The 18892-nt window shown below is 73.0% G+C and carries 14 protein-coding genes and 1 pseudogene; 8 read left to right on the top strand and 7 right to left on the bottom strand.

Features of this window, described 5'->3' with window-relative positions; translation table 11 throughout:
• The first annotated feature begins 134 nt into the window (after window positions 1-134).
• The 3 genes from metG to OG373_RS08455 all read left to right on the top strand — a co-directional run bounded on the left by metG (window position 135) and on the right by OG373_RS08455 (window position 5895).
• On the top strand, window positions 135-1850 hold the full coding sequence (metG, locus tag OG373_RS08465; RefSeq protein ID WP_405437145.1) for a methionine--tRNA ligase: 1716 nt from the start codon (window positions 135-137) through the stop codon (window positions 1848-1850).
• A gap of 179 nt (window positions 1851-2029) precedes the next feature.
• The gene (locus tag OG373_RS08460) at window positions 2030-3370 is read left to right on the top strand and encodes a hypothetical protein (RefSeq protein WP_405437144.1); all 1341 of its coding nucleotides are present in this window, start codon (window positions 2030-2032) and stop codon (window positions 3368-3370) included.
• Entirely contained in the window at window positions 3358-5895 is a 2538-nt protein-coding gene (locus tag OG373_RS08455) for an MFS transporter (RefSeq protein ID WP_405437142.1), read from the top strand. The genes OG373_RS08460 and OG373_RS08455 overlap by 13 nt, the downstream gene beginning before the upstream one ends.
• Window positions 5896-5915: 20 nt before the next feature.
• Here OG373_RS08455 and OG373_RS08450 read toward each other — a convergent pair whose 3' ends face one another.
• From OG373_RS08450 to OG373_RS08435, 4 genes and pseudogenes are all read right to left on the bottom strand, one after another.
• Window positions 5916-6572 (bottom strand): response regulator, encoded by a 657-nt coding sequence (locus OG373_RS08450; RefSeq protein ID WP_405437140.1) that lies wholly within the window; start codon window positions 6570-6572, stop codon window positions 5916-5918.
• Complete coding sequence (locus OG373_RS08445) at window positions 6560-7879, bottom strand: sensor histidine kinase (RefSeq protein ID WP_405437138.1); 1320 nt, start codon at window positions 7877-7879, stop codon at window positions 6560-6562. Before OG373_RS08445 ends, OG373_RS08450 begins: the two co-directional genes overlap by 13 nt.
• Before the next feature lie 58 nt (window positions 7880-7937).
• Window positions 7938-8100 (bottom strand): annotated as a pseudogene (locus OG373_RS08440) (YfcC family protein); the annotation flags it as partial.
• A gap of 97 nt (window positions 8101-8197) precedes the next feature.
• Window positions 8198-9868 carry a protein kinase domain-containing protein gene (locus OG373_RS08435; protein WP_405437136.1) on the bottom strand — a complete coding sequence of 557 codons (1671 nt, stop codon included), beginning with the start codon at window positions 9866-9868 and terminating at the stop codon, window positions 8198-8200.
• A 114-nt stretch (window positions 9869-9982) separates the two neighbouring features.
• Here OG373_RS08435 and OG373_RS08430 point away from each other — a divergent pair, with 114 nt between their 5' ends.
• Together OG373_RS08430 and OG373_RS08425 are read left to right on the top strand one after the other, a co-directional pair.
• Window positions 9983-10588, top strand: a complete 606-nt coding sequence (locus OG373_RS08430) for a hypothetical protein (RefSeq protein WP_405437135.1) — start codon at window positions 9983-9985, stop codon at window positions 10586-10588.
• A 103-nt stretch (window positions 10589-10691) separates the two neighbouring features.
• Window positions 10692-11474, top strand: coding sequence for a hypothetical protein (locus OG373_RS08425; protein WP_405437133.1), 783 nt, complete (start codon window positions 10692-10694; stop codon window positions 11472-11474).
• 76 nt (window positions 11475-11550) lie between these two features.
• Here the strand turns inward: OG373_RS08425 and OG373_RS08420 are convergent, their stop codons facing one another.
• The 3 genes from OG373_RS08420 to OG373_RS08410 form a co-directional block, all read right to left on the bottom strand.
• A complete protein-coding gene (locus tag OG373_RS08420) occupies window positions 11551-12720 on the bottom strand; it encodes an MAB_1171c family putative transporter (protein WP_405437131.1) in 1170 nt (389 codons plus the stop codon).
• A complete protein-coding gene (locus OG373_RS08415; protein WP_030385222.1) occupies window positions 12717-13274 on the bottom strand; it encodes a hypothetical protein in 558 nt (185 codons plus the stop codon). The genes OG373_RS08420 and OG373_RS08415 overlap by 4 nt, the downstream gene beginning before the upstream one ends.
• Window positions 13275-13338: 64 nt before the next feature.
• Entirely contained in the window at window positions 13339-14007 is a 669-nt protein-coding gene (locus tag OG373_RS08410; protein ID WP_405437129.1) for a helix-turn-helix domain-containing protein, read from the bottom strand.
• 217 nt (window positions 14008-14224) lie between these two features.
• On the opposite strand from OG373_RS08410, the gene OG373_RS08405 reads away from it, so the two are divergent.
• From OG373_RS08405 to OG373_RS08395, 3 genes are all read left to right on the top strand, one after another.
• Window positions 14225-15211 (top strand): helix-turn-helix domain-containing protein, encoded by a 987-nt coding sequence (locus OG373_RS08405; RefSeq protein ID WP_405437127.1) that lies wholly within the window; start codon window positions 14225-14227, stop codon window positions 15209-15211.
• Window positions 15212-15346: 135 nt separating this feature from the next.
• Complete coding sequence (locus tag OG373_RS08400; RefSeq protein WP_405437125.1) at window positions 15347-16738, top strand: 6-phospho-beta-glucosidase; 1392 nt, start codon at window positions 15347-15349, stop codon at window positions 16736-16738.
• A 150-nt stretch (window positions 16739-16888) separates the two neighbouring features.
• The gene (locus OG373_RS08395) at window positions 16889-18871 is read left to right on the top strand and encodes an MDR family MFS transporter (RefSeq protein WP_405443990.1); all 1983 of its coding nucleotides are present in this window, start codon (window positions 16889-16891) and stop codon (window positions 18869-18871) included.
• Window positions 18872-18892: the final 21 nt, after the last annotated feature.

The raw sequence follows: 18892 nt of genomic DNA, 5'->3' as shown, positions 1-18892 counted from the left end.
ACTGCCCTCGCTTTTGCGTTACGTCCACCATGAACAAATGCGGCGCGTGGCCTTTCGGCGGTTCGATACGATGAACCGCATTCACAGTCCGTCACGTCACGTTGTACCGCACATAGGAAATGGAGCATCCGAGGATGGCTCGACACCTGATCACCAGCGCGCTTCCGTACATCAACGGGATCAAGCACCTGGGCAACATGGTCGGGTCGATGCTTCCGGCGGATGTGTACTCCCGGTACCTCCGCCAGCGCGGCCACGACGTCCTCTACATCTGCGCCACCGACGAGCACGGCACCCCCGCCGAACTCGCCGCCAAGGAGGCCGGCATCTCGGTCGCCGAGTTCTGCGCGCAGGCCCACGACGCCCAGAAGGCGGTCTACGACGGCTTCGAGCTGTCCTTCGACTACTTCGGCCGCAGCTCGTCCGCGCAGAACCGCGAGATCACCCAGCACTTCGCGCGCAAACTCCAGGAGAACGGCTTCATCGAGGAGCGCGCGATCCGGCAGGTGTACTCGCCGGTCGACGGCCGCTTCCTGCCGGACCGCTACGTCGAGGGCACCTGCCCGCACTGCGGCTACGACAAGGCCCGCGGCGACCAGTGCGAGAACTGCACCCGCGTCCTGGACCCCACGGACCTGATCGAGCCCCGCTCGGCCATCTCCGGCTCCACCGAGCTGGAGGTCCGCGAGACCAAGCACCTCTTCCTCCTGCAGTCCAAGCTCCAGCACGAGGTCGAGGCCTGGGTCGCCGAGCACGAGGAGGAGTGGCCGCAGCTCGCCTCCTCCATCGCCCGCAAGTGGCTGACCGAGGGCCTGCACGACCGCGCCATCACCCGTGACCTCGACTGGGGCGTCCCGGTCCCGGCCGACACGTGGCCCGAGCTGGCCGCCGAGGGCAAGGTCTTCTACGTCTGGTTCGACGCCCCGATCGAGTACATCGGCTCGACCAAGGAGTGGTCGGACCTGGACCCGGCGAACCGCGACTACAAGTCGTGGTGGTACGAGGCCGAGGACGTCCGCTACACCCAGTTCATGGCCAAGGACAACGTCCCGTTCCACACGGTGATGTTCCCCGCCACCGAGCTGGCCACCCGCGAGCCCTGGAAGAAGGTCGACTACGTCAAGGCCTTCAACTGGCTGACGTACTACGGCGGCAAGTTCTCCACCTCGCAGAAGCGCGGCGTCTTCACCGACCAGGCGCTGGAGATCCTCCCGGCCGACTTCTGGCGCTACTTCCTCATCGCCAACGCGCCCGAGTCCGACGACTCGTCCTTCACGTGGGAGCACTTCCAGGCCACGGTCAACAAGGACCTCGGCGGCACCCTCGGCAACTTCGTCAACCGCGTACTGACCTTCTCCCGCAAGAAGTTCGGCGACGAGGTCCCCGCGGGCAGTGCCGCCGGTGAGGTCGAGGCCAAGCTGGGCGAGCAGATCGCCGAGCTGCTGGCCGAGTACGAGGGCCACATGGACTCCCTCCAGTACCGCAAGGCCGCGGCCGCGCTGCGCGCCCTGTGGTCGGCCGGAAACGCCTACCTCGACGAGAAGGCCCCCTGGACGGAGGTCAAGACCGACCTGGACGGCGCCGCGCTCACCCTGCGCACCGCGATGAACCTCATCCACCTCTACTCGGTGGTCTCCGAGCCGTTCATCCCGGCCTCGGCGCGCGTCATGCGCTCCTCGTTCGCGCTGGCCGACGACACCACCGCCTGGGTCACCCCGGAGCAGGCGCGGTCCCTGGACGCCGTTGCGGCCGGTACCCCGTTCACGGTGCCGCCGGTGCTGTTCGCCCGGGTCACCGAGGAGGACCTGGAGTCCTACCGCGAGCGCTTCGGCGGTTCCCCGGAAGCCTGAGGATCCTTCAGGCCCCTCGGGGCCGAGTGACAACCGCGTGAGGGGCACGACCCGGTGGGGTCGTGTCCCTTTCGCGTGCCCGACGGGCGGCGGGCCGGGCCGTGGTAGGGAAAACCCCACCGCGGACCGTCCACCTGGCTGTGCAGACCCGGCCGGGGCCGCGCGGCTGGAATGGGCCCATGACCCTTTCCCGTACCGCCCGGTGGACCACCGGCTGGCTGTCGGCCGCCGCGTGGGCGCTGTCCTTCCTGCTGTTCTCCTCGCTGGGGCCGCACCGGCTGTGGGGCTGGTGCGCCGCCGCCGGGTACCTCGGGGCGGCAGCGGCCACCGCCCTCGGCCGCCCTCGTGCGGCGCTCGGCGCGGCTTTGCTGGGCGCCGTCGCCGTACCGCTGCTCTGGCTGGTCCTGGCCGGCCAGGGGCAGTCGGAGGTGGCGGTGATCGAACGGTCCGGGCGGCTCCTGCTGGAGTCCGGACGGCCCTACGTCGACCGGCCCGCGCACGTCGGGGAGTACACCCCCTACCTGCCGGGCATGGCGCTGCTCGGCGTGCCGAGGGCACTGCTCGGCGGTGACGGCAGCGGCGGCGGCTGGGCGGAGCGGCTGCTGGGGGACGCCCGGATCTGGTGCGCGGCCGCCCTCTTCGGCTGCCTGTGGGCGGCCCGGCGGCTGCTCGCCGGCGGGCCGGGCGGCGGGCCGGGCCGTGAGCCGGGCCGTGAGCCGGGCGGCGGTCCGGGCCGTGGGCTGCTGCCCGTCCTGGTGGCTTCGCCGGTGGTGGCCCTGCCCCTGGTGGTGAGCGGGGTGGACCTGCCGCTGGCCGGACTCTGCTGCCTGGCTCTGGCGGCCGCCGCCTCCGGGCGTCCTGCCGCGACCGGGGCGGCCCTCGCCGGGGCGTGCGCGCTGAAGTGGACGGCGCTGCCGGCGGTGGCGGTGGCCGTCGCCCTGCTCGCGGCCTGCCGGGGCGGTCGGTCGGCGGTGCGCTGTGCGCTGGTGGCGGCCGGCGGCACGGCCCTGCTGGTGCTGCCCGGGAGCGCTGCTCCAGCCGGCGGAGCTGTGGCGTCAGGTGTTCGCCTTCCCCACCGGGCGGGCGGCGGTGCCGACCCCGGCGAGCAGCCCGCTGCCCGGCCGTCTGCTGGCCGAACTGGGCTCCTGGGGCTGGTACCTGACGACCGGTCTGCTCCTGGCGGCGGGTCTCGCGGTGGCGCTGTCCCTGGTCGCCCGGCCGCCGCGCACGGTGGTGGCCGCCGCCGACCGCCTCGCCCTCGGCCTCACGCTGGCCTTCCTGCTGGCTCCGGCGGGCCGCTTCGGCTACCTGGCGCTGCCGCTCCTGCTGGCGGTCTGGGCCCGCTCGGTGACGGTCCCGGGCGTCTCCCGCGTCATTGCGGGCTCTTCCCGGACCGGGCCCCGGCCCCGGTCGTCGGACGGGTGGCCGAAAACGCGGAACGAGGGGTCGGGTGGGCATTTCACCCGACGGCCCCCGCACATTGGATAGTTGCACTATCCTTCCGTCCGTGGATCAGTTGATCGCCGAAGACCCGAGCCGTATAGGACCGTACCGCCTGATCGCCCGGCTGGGCGCGGGTGGCATGGGCCTGGTCTACCTGGGCCGCTCCGAGGTCGGGCGTACCGTCGCCGTGAAGGTGGTCCAGGCGGAGTTCGCCGGGAACCCCGAATTCCGCAGCAGGTTCGCCCGCGAGGTGGCCGCCGCGCGCCGGGTGGGCGGCAGCTGGACGGCGGCTGTGCTCGACGCCGACACCGAGGCCGCCGTGCCCTGGGTGGCGACCCAGTACATCCCGGGGCCCGACCTGCAGACCGTGGTCGCCCGGCAGTTCGGGCCGCTGCCCGAGGACTCGGTGCGGACCCTCGCCAACCGGCTCGCCCTCGCGCTGCGGGCCGTGCACGAAGCGGGCCTGATCCACCGCGACCTGAAACCGTCCAACGTGCTCGTCACCGTCGACGGGCCCCGCGTCATCGACTTCGGCATCGCGCGGGCGATGGACAGCCTGACCGGGGACAGCCTGCACACCCGTACCGGCATGCTGATCGGCTCGCCGGGGTTCATGTCGCCGGAACAGGTCCGCGGACTCGAACTGACCCCCGCCAGCGATGTCTTCTGCCTCGGCGCGGTCCTCGTGTACGCGGCCACGGGGCGCATGCTCTTCGGCGCCACGGACACCGGTCTGAACGCCCACCTCTTCCGGATCGCCGAGGAGGAGGCGGACCTGACCGGCGTACCGGAGTCGCTGGCCGACCTCGTCGGAGCGTGCCTGCACAAGGATCCGGCCCGGCGGCCCACCCCCGAGGAGGTGGCGGCGCGTACGGCCGCGGACTCCGCCGGGGAATGGCTCCCGGGTGCGGTCCTGGCCCAACTGGGGCGACACGCGGCACAGTTGCTGGACTACGCCCCGGCGTCTCCCGCCGGGGCCGGAGCCGGAGCCGATGGCACGGCCCCGACCGGAGGCACGCCCGCCGAGGCGCCGGACCCCCGCCTCGTGCCCGCGCAGTCCCGGCGGGACGCCTCCCCGTACGGGGCGCCGCCCGCGTACGCCCCGACGGCCCCCGGCCACTTCGGCCCCGCGGACGGCTTCGGCCCGCCCCCGGGTCCTGTCCCCGGCGACGGCCCGTCCGTCCCCGCGCCCCCGCACCCCAGGCGCTGGTGGGGCCTCGCGGTCCTGGCCCTGACGCAGCTGCTGGTGCTGGTCGAAGCGGCGCAGTTCAACCTGCTGGGGCCGCAGATCCATGCCGAGCTGGGCCTCAGCGCCGACGGCCTGAGCCCGGCCTTCACCGCCTACCTGGTCGCCCTCGGCGGACTGCTGCTGCTCGGCGGCCACCTCGCCGACCTGCTCGGGGCCCGGCGGATGCTGGTGGCCGGGCTGATCGGATTCGCGGCGGCCGCCGCGCTCGGCGGCGCGGCCGCCGGCCCCGGGATGCTGATCGCCTCCCGCGCCCTGGAGGGCGCCTTCGCCGCCCTGCTCGTCCCGGCGGCACTGGCCCTGGTGGCCACCGGATTCGCCGACCCCCGGGAACGCGGCCGGGCCTTCGGGATCTACGCGGCTGTCGCCGCGGGCGGCAGTGCGCTCGGCGTGTTCACCGGCGGGTGGCTCGCCGAGACCCTGGCGTGGCGCTGGGCCCTGTGGTCGGTCGTTCCGCTCGCCGTGCTCGCCCTGATCGGCTCGCTCACCCTGCTGCCCGACCGTCCGGGCCGTACCGGCGCCCGGTTCGACGGACCCGGGGTGCTCCTCGGATCGGCGGGATTCGCCGCCCTGACCTACGGACTCGCCGGGGTGGAGACGGCCGGCTGGGCCGTCGCCCGGAGCCTGCTGCTGCTCGTGGGCGGCATCGCACTGCTCGCCGCCTTCCTGTGGTGGCAGACCAGAACGTCCGGCCCGCTGCTCCCGGCGTACGTCCTGGCCGATCGGAGCCGCCTCGCCTCCCTCCCGGTCATCCTCTTCACCGGCGTCGCCACGGTCGCGCTCCTCCCGGCCCTGGGTTTCTTCGCCCAGCAGATCCGCGGCGAGGGGCCGGCCGTGTCCGGGACGGCCCACCTGCCCCTGGTCGCCGCCGCCCTCCTGACCGCCACCCAGGTCTCCGCCCGACTGCTGCCCCGCCTCGCACCGCGCGTCCTGATCCTGCCGGGCCTGCTGGTCACCGCCCTCGGGCTGGCCCTGCTGGCCGGGGTGGGGGGTGCGGCCACCTACGCGACCGGGGTGCTGCCCGGCATGCTCCTCACCGGCGTCGGCCTGGGCCTGACCCTCGTCCCGCTCTACGCCCTCGCGACCGCCGGGGTGTCCCCGCAGCACGCCGGCGGGGCCTCGGCGGCCGTCGGTGCGGCCCACCATCTGGGGCAGTCGATCGGCGGAGCCGTGCTCGGCACCGTCCTGGTGAGTCACCTGGACCGGGTCGCGGACGATACCGACCTGTTCGCCCGGATGCTGGACTCCTACACCACCACCCTGTGGTGCGCGGTCGGCGGCCTCCTGCTCGCGGCCCTGCCGGCCGCCCTGCTGATCAGGACCGGCCCCCCGCGCCGGGACGCACTCCAGGGGTAACTTCCGGCCTGGGCCTGGGCCTAGGCCTCCTGGCCCGCCAGGTGGGCCAGGACCGCCAGGACCCGGCGGTTGCCCTCCGTGGCGTCGAGGTCGAGCTTCATGAAGATGCTGGAGGCGTGTTTGACGACGGCGGCCTCGGTGATGAACAGCCGGGCCGCCAGGGCCTGGTTGTTGAGGCCCGAGGCCATCAGCGTCAGCACCTCCCGCTCGCGCGGGGTCAGCCGGGCCAGCGGCCGCTCCTCGGACTGCCGGCTGAGCAGGACCCGTACCACCTCCGGGTCGATGACCGTCCGGCCGTCGGCGACCTGCTGGAGGGCGTCCAGGAACTCGGCCACCTCACCGACACGGTCCTTGAGGAGGTAGCCCAGCCCGGCCGCGGAAGCACCGGTGAGCAGTTGGGTGGCGTAGGCGGTGGCCACGTACTGCGAGAGTACGAGCACGGGCAACGAGGCGTCCCGGGAGCGCAGTTCGAGCGCGGCCCGCAGGCCCTCGTCGCGGAAGCCGGGCGGCATGCGCACATCGGTGACGACGGCGTCCGGCCGCTGTGCCTTCACCGCCCGTACGAGCTCCTCGGCGCTGCCGACGGCCGCCAGCACCCGGTGGCCGCCACGGGTGAGGAGTTCCGTCAGCCCCGCGCGCAGCAGCACGGAGTCCTCGGCGAGGATCAGCCGGAGCACGGGACCTCCACACGCAGTCGGGTCGGTCCGCCCACCGGACTGGACACCACCAGTCTGCCCTTCAGCATTGCCACCCTGTCCGCGAGTCCTGCCAAGCCCGCTCCCGCGCCGGGATCGGCGCCGCCGCGGCCGTCGTCGGTGACGGTGAGAGTGAGCCGGTCACCCTCGACCCTACCGACGACGGCGACGTGCGAGGCGCCGCTGTGCTTGGCTGCGTTCGTCAGCGCCTCGGTGACGGTGAAGTACGCGGTGATCTCCACCGGTTCGGCCAGCCGGGGCACGTCGAGGTCCACGGTCACCGGTACGGGATGGCGCAGGGCCACCTCGGCCACGGCCGCCGCGAGCCCGTGGTCGGTGAGGACCTGCGGGTGGATGCCCCGTACGAGGTCGCGCAGTTGTTCCAGGGCGACCTTGGCCTCGCCGCGGCCCCGAGCCACCAGGGCGGCGGCCGCGGCGGCTTCCGGGAGCGCGCGCAGTTCCATCTCGGCGAGGCCCAGGGTCATGCTGAGCGCGACCAGCTGCTGCTGTGCGCCGTCGTGCAGGTCCCGCTCGATGCGCCGCCGTTCGGCCTCGAAGGCGTCGACGAGGCGTACCCGGGAGCGGGTGAGCTCCAGGATCCGGTCGGCCTCCACGCGTGGCCCCAGCAGCAGCCGGGCGGTCTTCACCTGCGCACCGGCGAGCAGGGCGCCCGCGTACGCCGCCACCATCAGACCGGCCAGTCCGGCCGCCGTGCCGCCGAGGGCCTCCAGCGGCCCGGAGACCGGCCTGCCGGGGATCAGCATCACCCGGTCCGGGGCGATGGCCCACACGATGGCCGGGGTGGCGACGAGGATCAGCGCGAACGCCACCAGCGTGAGCACGGCGAACCCGGCCGCTCCGAACACCGGCCCCAGCAGGGCGGCGTACGCGAACTCCCGCCAGGTGGCCCGCTCCCGCAGCCGGGTCCGCAGCCACGCCGCGGGCCCGGCCCCGGCCAGCGAGGCGTGCGGATCCGGCACGCGCACCGGCTCCGCGCAGCGCAGCCGCCACCGCTCCAGCGCCCCCAGCGGCACCCCGGCGACGACGGCGCCGAGCAGGAGCAGCAGCCCGATGCCGACCGGCGCCAGCGTCACCCCGAGCCCGACGAGCAGTACGAGGACGAGCAGCACGGGGTAGCCGACGACGAACCCGCTGCCCAGGTACGCCCAGCACCGCCAGGGCCACCACGAGCCGAGGAACCGCAGGGGCCGACGTATCGCCGCGAGGACGGCGACCGGTGGCAGGTCGGCGGGTTCGGCGGGTTCACCGAGGGGCGGGAAGTCGGGCATGTCCGCCCAGCCTAGGTGAGATGCCCGGCCGTGATCCCGGCGGGGCGGTGACCGGTCGTCACACGGCCGCGCCCAGCGCCAGGAAGCCGCAGATCAGCACGAGGAGGACGGCGAGCAGGGGCCGGACGAAGCGCAGGTACCGGTCGTAGCCGACCTCGGCCGGGGCAACGCCGCCGATGGTCACGGCAGAGGGTGGGGCCCCAGAGGTTCATCCAGCCGCTGCGCCGGTACTCGCCGGCGCGGGGCGGATGCCGTGGTGGACTGCTCCCTGCGGGTGAAGCGGGCGCGGTGCCGGGCATGGTGCTGCCGGGCGGGGCGTCAGCCGCCGGTGCGTACGAAGGTGCGTACCGCGGTGTCGAAGTAGCCCCGGGCCTCCTCGCTCCGGCCCACCGGCGACGACACCCACACGTCGTAGAGCCGGCCGTTCTCCTCCCAGCACAGGTCGCGGGTGTGCCGGGGACCCTCGGCCGTCGAGAAACCGTCCCAGGTGAACAGCCAGAGGGCGGCCTGCCGACCGTGGTGCGAGGTGGTCACGACCTCGGCGTCCCGGTATCCGGGGTTGTTCCCCGGGCCCTTGGCATGGGCGCGCTGATGGACGGCGACCGGACCGCCCGACTCGGGCTCCGCCGCCTTGATGCCGATGCGGAAGGTCTCCCCGGGTGACATGTAGAAGATGCGCGGGCCCTCCACCCTGCGGGTGAACCCGATGGGGACGGCCAGCGAGAAGCCCTCCGGGTCGGTGACGACGCGGTAGCCGGCCGGGGCGGCGGCCTTGTCGTCGGACGAGGGGGACGAGGGGAGGGACGAGGGCGTGGGGGAGGGGGAAGGCCCGGAGCCGGCCGGGTCCGCGGGCGCGGTCCGGTGGCCTGCCGCTCCGCTCGCGGAGTTCTGCCCTCCGCGTTCGTCGTGGTCCATGAGCAGCGCGGCCGACACGCCCGCCCCGGCGATCGCGGCCACCAGCAGCGCGGCGACCAGCGCCGCCCCCGGCCGCCGCTTCCCCGGTACGCGTACGGTCCCGGGCGCGGCCCCGGTCCCGGGCGCGACCTCGGCCCCGGGCGCCGCCGCCGGTGTCGCCTCGGCCACGGGGGCCGGCGCGGGCTCGGACCGGGTCACGCTACGCTGCGTCGGGCTGTACTGCGCCGGGGTGTGCCGCGTCGGCGTCTCCGCGCAGGCCCGCAGCAGTCGCTCGGCCCCTTCCGCGCCGAGCCGCTCGGCCGGATCGCGCTCCAGCAGCCCCCGCACCACGGGCAGCAGCGGGCCGCACGCCTCGGGCGGCCGGATCTCGTCGAAGACCACAGCGTGCAGGATTCCGCCGAGGGAGTCCCGCCGGAAGGGCGAGGCGCCGCTGAGGGCCGCGCACAGCAGGGCGCCCAGCGACCACAGATCGGCCGCGGGCCCGGTCGGGCTCTGTCCCGACATCCGCTCGGGCGCGGTGTACTCGGGGGAGCCGACGAAGGACCCGGTGGTGGTCAGCGTCGTCGCGCCCGACACCTGCGCGATACCGAAGTCGGTGAGGACGGGTCGCCCGCCGGGCGCCTCCAGCAGGACGTTCGCAGGCTTGATGTCCCGGTGCAGCACACCGGCGGCGTGCGCCGTCCGCAGGGCGCCGACCAGCGCGATCCCGATCCGGGCGGCCTCGGCGACGTCCACCGGGCCGCTGCGGGAGAGCCGGTCGGCCAGCGAGCCGCCCTCGACCAGTTCCATGACGATGTACGGGAGTTCGCCGTCCTCGACGATGTCGTGCACCACGATGATGTGGGGGTGCTTGAGCTGCGCGGCGGCCCGTGCCTCGCGGAGCGTGCGATCGCGCTGGTGCCGGGCCTCCTCCGCGGACAGCGCGGGGTCGAGCGCGACCTCCTTGACGGCGACGCTGCGGCCGAGCAACTGGTCGGTGGCGCGCCACACGATGCCCATGCCACCGCGTCCGAGCCTGGCGTCCAGCCGGTAACGCCCTGCGATCAGGCGGGCATCCGCCCCCTCGGTCCCCATGGCGACATCATGCCGCATCGGCGATCCGCACCCGTTCGCGGCGTGTCGAAGCCGCGCCTTGATCGTTTCTTCTGCGGTGACCCTTACATCTGCTGCGATTTCGGGAGGCGCGCGGTGACCGCTTGGCAGTACTTCGCCGGGGCGGGCCTGGTGGCGGCGCTCTGCCCGCTGCACGGCCATGTGGCGGTCGCGGGCGACGGTCACGGCCGCGGGGCCCGTGTCGACCTGTGCGTGCCGGCCGGGCAGCCCGGCAGGCCGGTCTTCCGGCCGCCCTCCGGGCAGCCCTCGGTGCGCGTACCCGTGCCCGGCGCCAACCGGCCGACCGTGCGGCACCCGGGACGGCCCGCGGTACCGCTCGCCCCTGCGGAGCGGCCCGAGCGGCCCGGGCCGGCTGCGGAGCCCGGACAGCCGGAGCCGCCGGGGGTGGTGGACGCGGCGGTGCCCGGTGCGAAGGCGGGACCCGGGGCGCCGGAGCCGCCAGCGCCCGAGCCGGGTCCCGGGGGCGAGGCCGGACCGGCCTCGGCCGGAGCACCCGCCCCGCCCGTGGCCAGGGCCGCCGCCGCGCGGGTGAGCTCCTTCCACGTGCGTCCGTACCGCGCGGTGGCCGTGGAGCGGCGCGGCCCCGGCGGGATGTCCACCGTGATGCTCATGGTCGTCGTCACCACCCCGGCCGTACTGGCCGCCGCCGCCCTGCGGCCCCGTTCCAAGAGCCGCGGCTGACCGCCGGGGCCCGTCCGTACCCCCACCACCCGCTCCGTACCACCCCTCCGTACCCCCACCCACCGATCCGACCGATCCACCGATCCACACCGGGAGAATCCACGTGTCCGAATGGCTGGTCCTGGCCATCGCCATGGCGCTCGTCTGCGCCCTTGTCCTCGCCATCACCACGATCCGGCACCGCCGGGCCGCCGACGACGAGGACACCAGTGAAACCCCCGATGTCATCGAGTACATGACGATGATGGTGGGCGTGGTCTACGCGATCGTGCTGGGCCTGGCCATCGCGGGCGTCTGGGAGGCGCGCGGCGCCGCCGAGGACAGTGTGCGCCGCGAGGCCCAGGCCCTGTACGAGGTCACCCAGCGCGCCGACGTCTACCCGGCGGCGGTCCGCGACCGGATCCGGGGCGAGGTGGACGCGTACGTCTCGCACACCGTCGCCGTGGACTGGCCGCTGCTGACCTCCGGCGACGGCGCCTCGGCCGAGGGCGGCGCGCTGCTCGGCAAGCTGCGCAGCGACGTCACGCACCAGAGCCCGACCACCGAGCTCCAGGCGCAGGCCTACCAGCCGCTGCTGGACCACATCGCGGCCGCGGACGACGCGCGCCACTCGCGGACGCAGAGCTCCGAGTCCACCCTGCCGGGCGTGGTGTGGTTCGGGCTCCTGGTCGGCGGGGTGGTCACGGTCGGGCTGATCTTCACCCTGCAGATCCGCCGGTCCGGACGGGAGTTGCTGCTCGCCGGGCTCTTCAGCGCGCTGATCGTGTTCCTGCTGTTCATGGTGTGGAGCTTCGACGCGCCCTACGGGCGGGACGGGATCGACTCGGCCGGACCCTTCCAGGACCTGTTCCCGGCGACGGCCACGGTGGCGGCCGGCACCCGCTGAGAGGTGGCCGGCCCCCCCCGTGCGGCGGCCGGCGCCCTCTGTCAGGCGGGCCGGCGCGGCGCAGGCCACGTCGCCGCTACACGGCCACCTGCCGCCCGAGCGACTGCACCACCGGTGAGTGCCGCAGCGCGTGGGAGATCCGCAGCAGGTCGCGCGGACCGTCGGCGGTGTCGAGGAAGGTCTCCTCGTCCTCTCCGATGATCTTGCCGTCGGGGTCGGCGGAGCGGGCCCGTACGGCGGCCGCGACCATCGCGGCGTCGGCGACGGCGCGGGCGGTCTCCTCGTCGGCCCCCTCGGCGACGGCGCTCTCGTAGGCGCCGTCGCGCAGGCCCCTGTCGAAGTACGGTCCGAGGTGCAGGAAGCCGTCGTGGATGTCCGACTCGCGCTGGATCACCCGCAGTTCCGCCGCGGACCACCAGGCGATCCGCACGGAGGGCGTGCCGGCGGGCGCCGAGATCTGCACCTCGTGCCAGAGCGGGCCGAGCTGGCGGTACGTCGCCCAGGTCTGCCAGTGGTCCGACAGCCGCTGGCAGACCAGGGGCACCACGAAGCCCATCGCGCTGATCAGCGCCCCGAGGGAGGCGAGCGGCGGGGCGACGAGGGTGCTGAGGTCGTCCAGGTTGTGTCCCGACCAGCGGGCGACGACCGCGGTCATCTTGGTGGCGTCGTAGGCGAGGTTGAAGATGTAGCCGACGACGATGATCACCAGGCCGACCCGCAGCCAGCCGCGGACCTGGAGGGACCAGCGCCAGCACAGGACCACCATCACCACGGCGGCCACGTGGTGCGCCAGCAGGTAGAGGGCGATCATGTGGCCGATGTAGGGCGTGTTCGCGTAGTAGGTGTCGAAGTCGCGCAGCCGCTCCACCGGGGTCTCCCCGAGGGCGAAGAGCACGACCAGCGCCACGATCACCACGCTGTAGCCCAGGATCCAGCGGCGCGAGACGCGGCGGGTCTGTTCGGGCGGTCCGCCCCGCCAGTTGACCATCAGGACCAGGCAGGACGCGCTGAACGCGGTGATCAGGCAGTACACCAGCGGGGCCGAGACGTTGACGATCCCGGTCCAGCGGTTGACCGCCGCGATGGTGGGCGGGGCGGCGAAGGCGAACACCGCTCCCGCCAGGGTCAGCAGGGCGACGACCGACCGCAGGAGCGGGTCGTTCCAGTTGTGCCGCAGGGCCGGCAGCTTGAAGGCGAGCGAGATCGCCATCGCGGCCGCCGGTATGTAGTAGTCCTCGCCGTTCAACGGTCGTTCCTGTGCCCCCGGTAGCCCAGCGAGGCCTCGATCCGGCCCGCCAGTTGATCGCGCTGGACCGGAGCCCGGTGGCTCGCCGATCCGGCCAGCCAGTTCCGGCACCGACTGCCCAGCAGTAAGCCGAAGGTCTCGGCCTCCGTCTCCTCCTGCACGTCGGCGCGCGTACGCGCGGCGACGCGGCGGACCGTCTCACCGATGTCGGCCTCGTCCGTCAGCAGCCGCGCGGCGACGGCGGCGCCGTCGACGTGGTGACTGCAGTGGCCGGCCTTCATGTGCCACAGCTCGTGGCCCAGGATCACCAGCTGGTGGTCCGGCGCGGTGCGTTCCTCGATGACCACGAGGTCGCGGTCCGCCATGTCGAGCCACAGGCCGCTGGCCGTCCGCGGCGGGAACGAGGCCATCCGGAAGTCCACCCGGCGACCGCGGTGTCTGCTCATGCCCTCGCAGAGGGCAGCGTAGAGGTCCACGGGTTCCACGGGGGCGGTCAGCCGGATGCCGGCCACCAGCTCCCCGCACAACCGCCGCTGCTCTCTGCCTATGCTCACCGTTCTCCCCGTCGGCGCGGATCCGGATCAGGACTCAAGGATCAGACCCAGACTTTCGACTGGGTCAGGATTCGTTCGGTTTTACGCTTTCGAGGAGCATGTCCAGCCATTCGGTCACCTTGTCCCGGTGCTTGTCGCTGGGCAGTTGGGCGGCGCGCCAGGCGATGCCCCGTACGCCGTGGTTCTGGAGGAGTCTTGCCAGCGGATCCCCGGACGATGCGCCCGAAGCCGGTACGGTTTCCCGCGCCCGCCCCGCGAAGTCCTGGAGCAGTTGTTGCTCGGTCCTCTGGAGGGCGTCCGTGAGGGCGTCGGAGTCGTGCGCCGTGAGGAACCCGGCGTGCACTCCGAAGAACCGCTGGATCGCGTCGCAGTGTTCCATGGTGGGGCGCCGGTCGCCGTTGATCAATGCCCCGGCCTGCTGACGCGACATGCCGGCGCCGTCCGCGATCTCCTGCTGCGTGTAGCGGCGGCCGTTGGGTTTGACACGTGTCCGCCGGAGCAGGTCGAGACGCTGGAGGAACCGGGTCTGCAGATCGGGTTCGCCGGCCGGCCTGCCGTCGAGCAGGGTCCTGACCACGTCCGTGGGTACGCCGGAGGCCTCGGAGAGCCGCCGCAGGTCGAAGACCTGGTTCAGGTCGCGGCCCATCTTGCCCGCGAGTTCGGCGACACGCGTGATGGTGGCCGCCAGGGGTGCGTTGGCTACCGCGACGGGAGCCGGGAAGCCGTCTGTCACCAGTGGTTCTCCTAGATCGCGCGAAGTCGGTATGGGCACATGGTCGGCTTCTGGAATCTAGCCGCTCTCGCCCGGAAGGGCTAGAACGTGCCACAGCTGTGGCGGGAATGAGCTGTCAAGAGGCTGGAATTGCCACAATAGTTGACACTCGAATGAAGTCGGTAGCAGGATCGCCACACGGAAATGAAGATCCAGACCGGAGGAGGGGGAGCTCTCAGTGCCACATCTCGCAGCGGTGGGCCCGTCCGATGGACTCGCCCGAGCCCGTGAAGAGCGTCTGGCGGGCGAGGAATCCGCCCGCGGCGCCGTGCGGTCGGAGCGACGCAAGGAGATTTTGCGCCAGCGCCGCGAGGAGCTGGGACTGAGCCAGGAAGACCTCGCCGCCCGGCTGCGCATCAGCGTGCGCGCGTACGGGAACTGGGAAAGAGGCCTGGTCAAAGAGTGGACGGACCGCAAACTCCTCGCCCTGGCCGAGGCCTTGGAGATGAGCGAGCGACAGTGCTTCTGGCTGTTCCGGGTCATGGTCGACCGTGACCCGCCGCCCACGTGGCGCGCCGCCGAGGAGAACAGGCTGCCCGACGACCCGGCGCAGCGCGACTACCTGTGCGACTACGCGGCCCTGATGGAGTCCGTGCCGTACCCGAGCTTCCTGGTGGACCACCGCTGGGACGTGGCCCTGACCAACTCGGCGTTCGACCAGCTCTTCCAGTCGGTGAGACCGCACCCGACGGCCCTGCCGGACGACAACTTCCTGCGCTTCGTGCTGTTCCACCCGGACGCGGCGGCCGTGCTGGAGGACCACGAACCGGCCTGGTGCGTACCGCTGCTGGCCCAGTTCGCGACCGCGCTGGCCGGGGCTCCCGAGGACGAGGGGCTGCGCAGCATCCGCCAGGAGGTGGCCCGTGACCCGTTCATGGAGGCTGCCTACCGGTACGGGGTGCCGCACTGGCTGAGCACGCACGGGACCGACGCCGCCGAACTGGACGGGGCGGTGCGCACCGTGCGCCACCCCGACTCGCAGTGGGGTCTGGTGCGCTGCCGGATGGTGGCCGAAACCAGTCGGATGCTCGGCGAGATGGGGCTGACCCGGATCACCCTGATCCTCTCGACGCCGACCGGCGTACCGAGGGGTCCCGTCCGGGGCGGCGGCTTCACGCACCAGCAGGGCGCCAGGCTGCGCGCCGTGCCGTCGCCGGTGGACTGACCGACCGGGGCAGACTGGTACCGGCGGACGCGGGCCGCGGCATCCGTGTCACCGATCGTGTCACCGATCGTGGCACCGGCCACCACGGCGAACGCGCCGGCCACCGGATCTGCACTGGCGAAAGGCGGTAGGGGCGTGCGGCTGACGATCCTCGGCGGGGGCGGCTTCCGGGTCCCCCTCGTCTACGGAGCCCTGCTCGGCGACCGCGCCGAGGGCAGGGTGTCCCACGTGACGCTCTACGACGAGGACCCGGCGCGGCTCACCGCCATGACCCGGGTGTTGCGGGACCAGGCCGCGACCGCGCACGGCCCGGCGGGGGACGGCCCGGCGGGGGACGGCCCGGCCGTGGACGCCCCGGCCGTCACGGCCACCGGGGACCTCGACGAAGCCCTGCGCGGGGCCGATTTCGTCTTCTCCGCCATCCGCGTCGGTGGCCTGGAAGGGCGCGCCTCGGACGAGCGGATCGCCCTGGCCGAGGGAGTCCTGGGACAGGAGACGGTGGGCGCGGGCGGGATCGCGTACGGCCTGCGGACCGTGCCGGTGGCGCGCGGGATCGCCCGCAGAATCGCCCGTACTGCCCCCGGGGCATGGGTCATCAACTTCACCAACCCGGCCGGGCTGGTCACCGAGGCCATGGCCGAGGAGCTCGGCGAGCGGGTGATCGGCATCTGTGATTCCCCCGTGGGCCTCGGCCGGCGCATCGCGCGGCTGCTGGGCGCCCGCCCGCAGGACGCCTGGATCGACTACGTCGGCCTCAACCACCTCGGCTGGGTGCGCGGGCTGCGCATCGGCGGCCGCGACGAGCTGCCCCGGCTGCTGGCCGACACCGAGGCCCTGGAGTCCTTCGAGGAGGGCCGGCTCTTCGGGGCCGAATGGCTGCGCTCGCTCGGCGCGATCCCCAACGAATACCTGCACTACTACTACTTCAACCGGGACACCGTACGGGCCTACCAGGAGGCGAAGCAGACCCGCGGGGCCTTCCTGCGCGACCAGCAGCGCGGCTTCTACGCCGAGGCCGGCCGGGCCGGAGCGCCTGCCGGAGCGGCGCTGGCCGCCTGGGACCGTACCCGGGCCGAGCGCGAGGCCACGTACATGGCCGAGAACCGCGAGGTGGCGGGCGTCGGCGAGCGCGACGGGAGCGACCTCGAATCCGGCGGCTACGAGAAGGTCGCGCTCGCGCTGATGCGGGCCATCGCCCGGGACGAGCGGGCCACACTGATCCTGAACGTCCGCAACGGCTCGACGCTGTCCGTCCTCGACGCCGAGGCCGTCATCGAGGTGCCCTGCCTGGTCGACGCGAACGGCGCGCACCCGGTGGGCGTCGAGCAGCTGCCCCTGCACGCGGTGGGGCTGGTGACGGCCGTCAAGGCGGTCGAACGGGAGATCCTGGCGGCGGCCGCGAGCGGTTCGCGGGCGGACGCGGTCAAGGCCTTCGCACTCCACCCGCTGGTCGACTCGGTGGGGGTGGCCCGGCGGCTGCTCGACGGGTACGCGGCGGAGCACCCGGGGCTGGCCTACCTGCGCTGATCCCGGCAGGGGGTTCCACCGTACGGCTCAGCGCCGCATGCGCCGCGGCGGGCGCGCTGTGACAGTGCGAGGGTGACCACTGCCCCCGCCGCGGCCGCCGCACCCCTCGTGATCGACCGGCGGCGGCGCAACGTCATCTTCGGCACGATCATGCTCGGCGTGCTGCTGGCGGCGCTCGACCAGACGATCGTCGGGACCGCGCTGCCCACGATCGTGGGGGACCTGGGCGGCGGCGACCACATGTCGTGGGTGGTGACCTCCTACCTGCTCGCCGAGACCGTGGCGACGGTCCTGGTCGGCAAGTTCGGCGACCTCTTCGGCCGGAAACTGATCTTCCAGATCTCCGCCATCGTCTTCATCAGCGGCTCCTTCCTGTGCGGCCTGTCCAGCAACATGACCTTCCTCATCGTGTGGCGCGGCGTCCAGGGCATCGGTGCCGGCGGCCTGATGGTCACCGCCATGGCGCTGATCGCCGATGTGGTGCCGCTGCGCGAACGCGGCAAGTACCAGGGCATGATCGGCGCCGTCTTCGGGGTCGCCACCGTCATCGGCCCGCTGCTCGGCGGCTTCTTCACCGACCAGCTGACCTGGCGGTGGTGCTTCTACGTCAACGTGCCGATCGCGATCCTCGTCGTCATCGCGGCCGCCAGGACGATCCCGGCGGTCCGGGCCTCGGGCAAGCCGGTCATCGACTACCTGGGCATCGCACTGGTCGCCGTCGGCGCCAGCGCGCTGATCCTCGCCACCAGCTGGGGCGGGAACGAGTACGCCTGGACCTCGCCGGTCATCATCGGGCTGTTCGCGGGCGGCGCGGTCGCGCTGGCGCTGTTCTGCCTGGCCGAGACGCGTGCCGCGGAACCGATGCTGCCGATGCGGCTCTTCCGCAATCCGGTCTTCTCCGTGTGCTCCGTACTGAGCTTCGTCGTCGGATTCGCGATGCTCGGCGCGATGACCTTCCTGCCGACCTACCTCCAGTACGTGGACGGGGACTCGGCGACGATCTCGGGCGTCCGGACCCTGCCCATGGTCATCGGCCTGCTGATCGCCTCGGTCTTCAGCGGCAACGTCGTGAGCCGAACCGGCCAGTACCGCATCTTCCCGATCGTCGGCAACGCGGTCATGGGCGTCGGCCTGTACCTGCTGTCACTGATGGGGCCGGGGACCAGCACCCTGCTGGAATCGCTGTACATGTTCGTGCTCGGTACGGGCATCGGCCTGTCCATGCAGGTGCTGACCATCGCCGTGCAGAACACCGTCGACTACGCCGACCTGGGCACGGCCACCTCGGGCGTCACCTTCTTCCGTACGCTCGGCAGCGCCTTCGGGACGGCGGTCTTCGGGACGATCTACGCGAACCACCTCGGGCCCGAACTGGAGGCGGCGTACGTGGAGGCGGCGCGGCTCACCGGGCAGGATCCTCAGCAGCTGGCCGACTCCACGTCCACCCCGGAAGGCGTGCACCGGCTCGACCCGCAGGCCGCGGCCCCGGTGATCGACGCGTACGCGCAGGCCCTGCAGACCGTGTTCCTCTACACCGTTCCGGTCGCCGTGTTCGGGTTCGTCGTGGCGCTCTTCCTCAAGCAGGTGCGGCTGCGCGACAGCGCCCGGGCCGGGTCCACGGACATGGGCGACGGGTTCGGCTCACCGGCGACGGCCTCGGGCGACTCGGCCAAGCTGCTGGAGCTGGCCGTCGGCAAACTCGTACGGAACATGGGCGCGGACACGGCGCGGGGGATCGTCGAGGGCTCCGACACCCGGCTGGATATCGCCGGCGCCTGGGCGGTGATGCAGGTGGACCTGATGACCCGTACCGTCGGCCACGCCAGCCTCGGCCTGATCGCCGGCCGCCGGTCCCTGCCGCCGGAGGTGCTGATCCCGGTCTACGAGCGGATGGCGGACGAAGGCTTCCTCAGCCGTGAGGGCAGCTTCTTCACCCTCACCGCGGCCGGGCAGCGGGAGGCCGACGTCATCTCGAAGGCGTGGGCCCAGTGGCTCGGGGACCGGTTGGAGAAGGACCGGGGACGGCCGCGGAGCGCCGAGCTGCGGGTGGCGGCGGACGCGATCGCCAAGCGGCTGCTCGCGGAGGACCTGGGGGAGGGCAACTTCGCGCCAAAGGTGGTGGCGCGGCGGTAGAGCCGGGCCCGGAACGGAACC

Origin of the sequence: Streptomyces avidinii (assembly GCF_045161815.1) — a bacterium.
GTDB lineage: Bacteria > Actinomycetota > Actinomycetes > Streptomycetales > Streptomycetaceae > Streptomyces > Streptomyces avidinii.
This window is presented reverse-complemented; position numbering and strand designations above follow the sequence as displayed.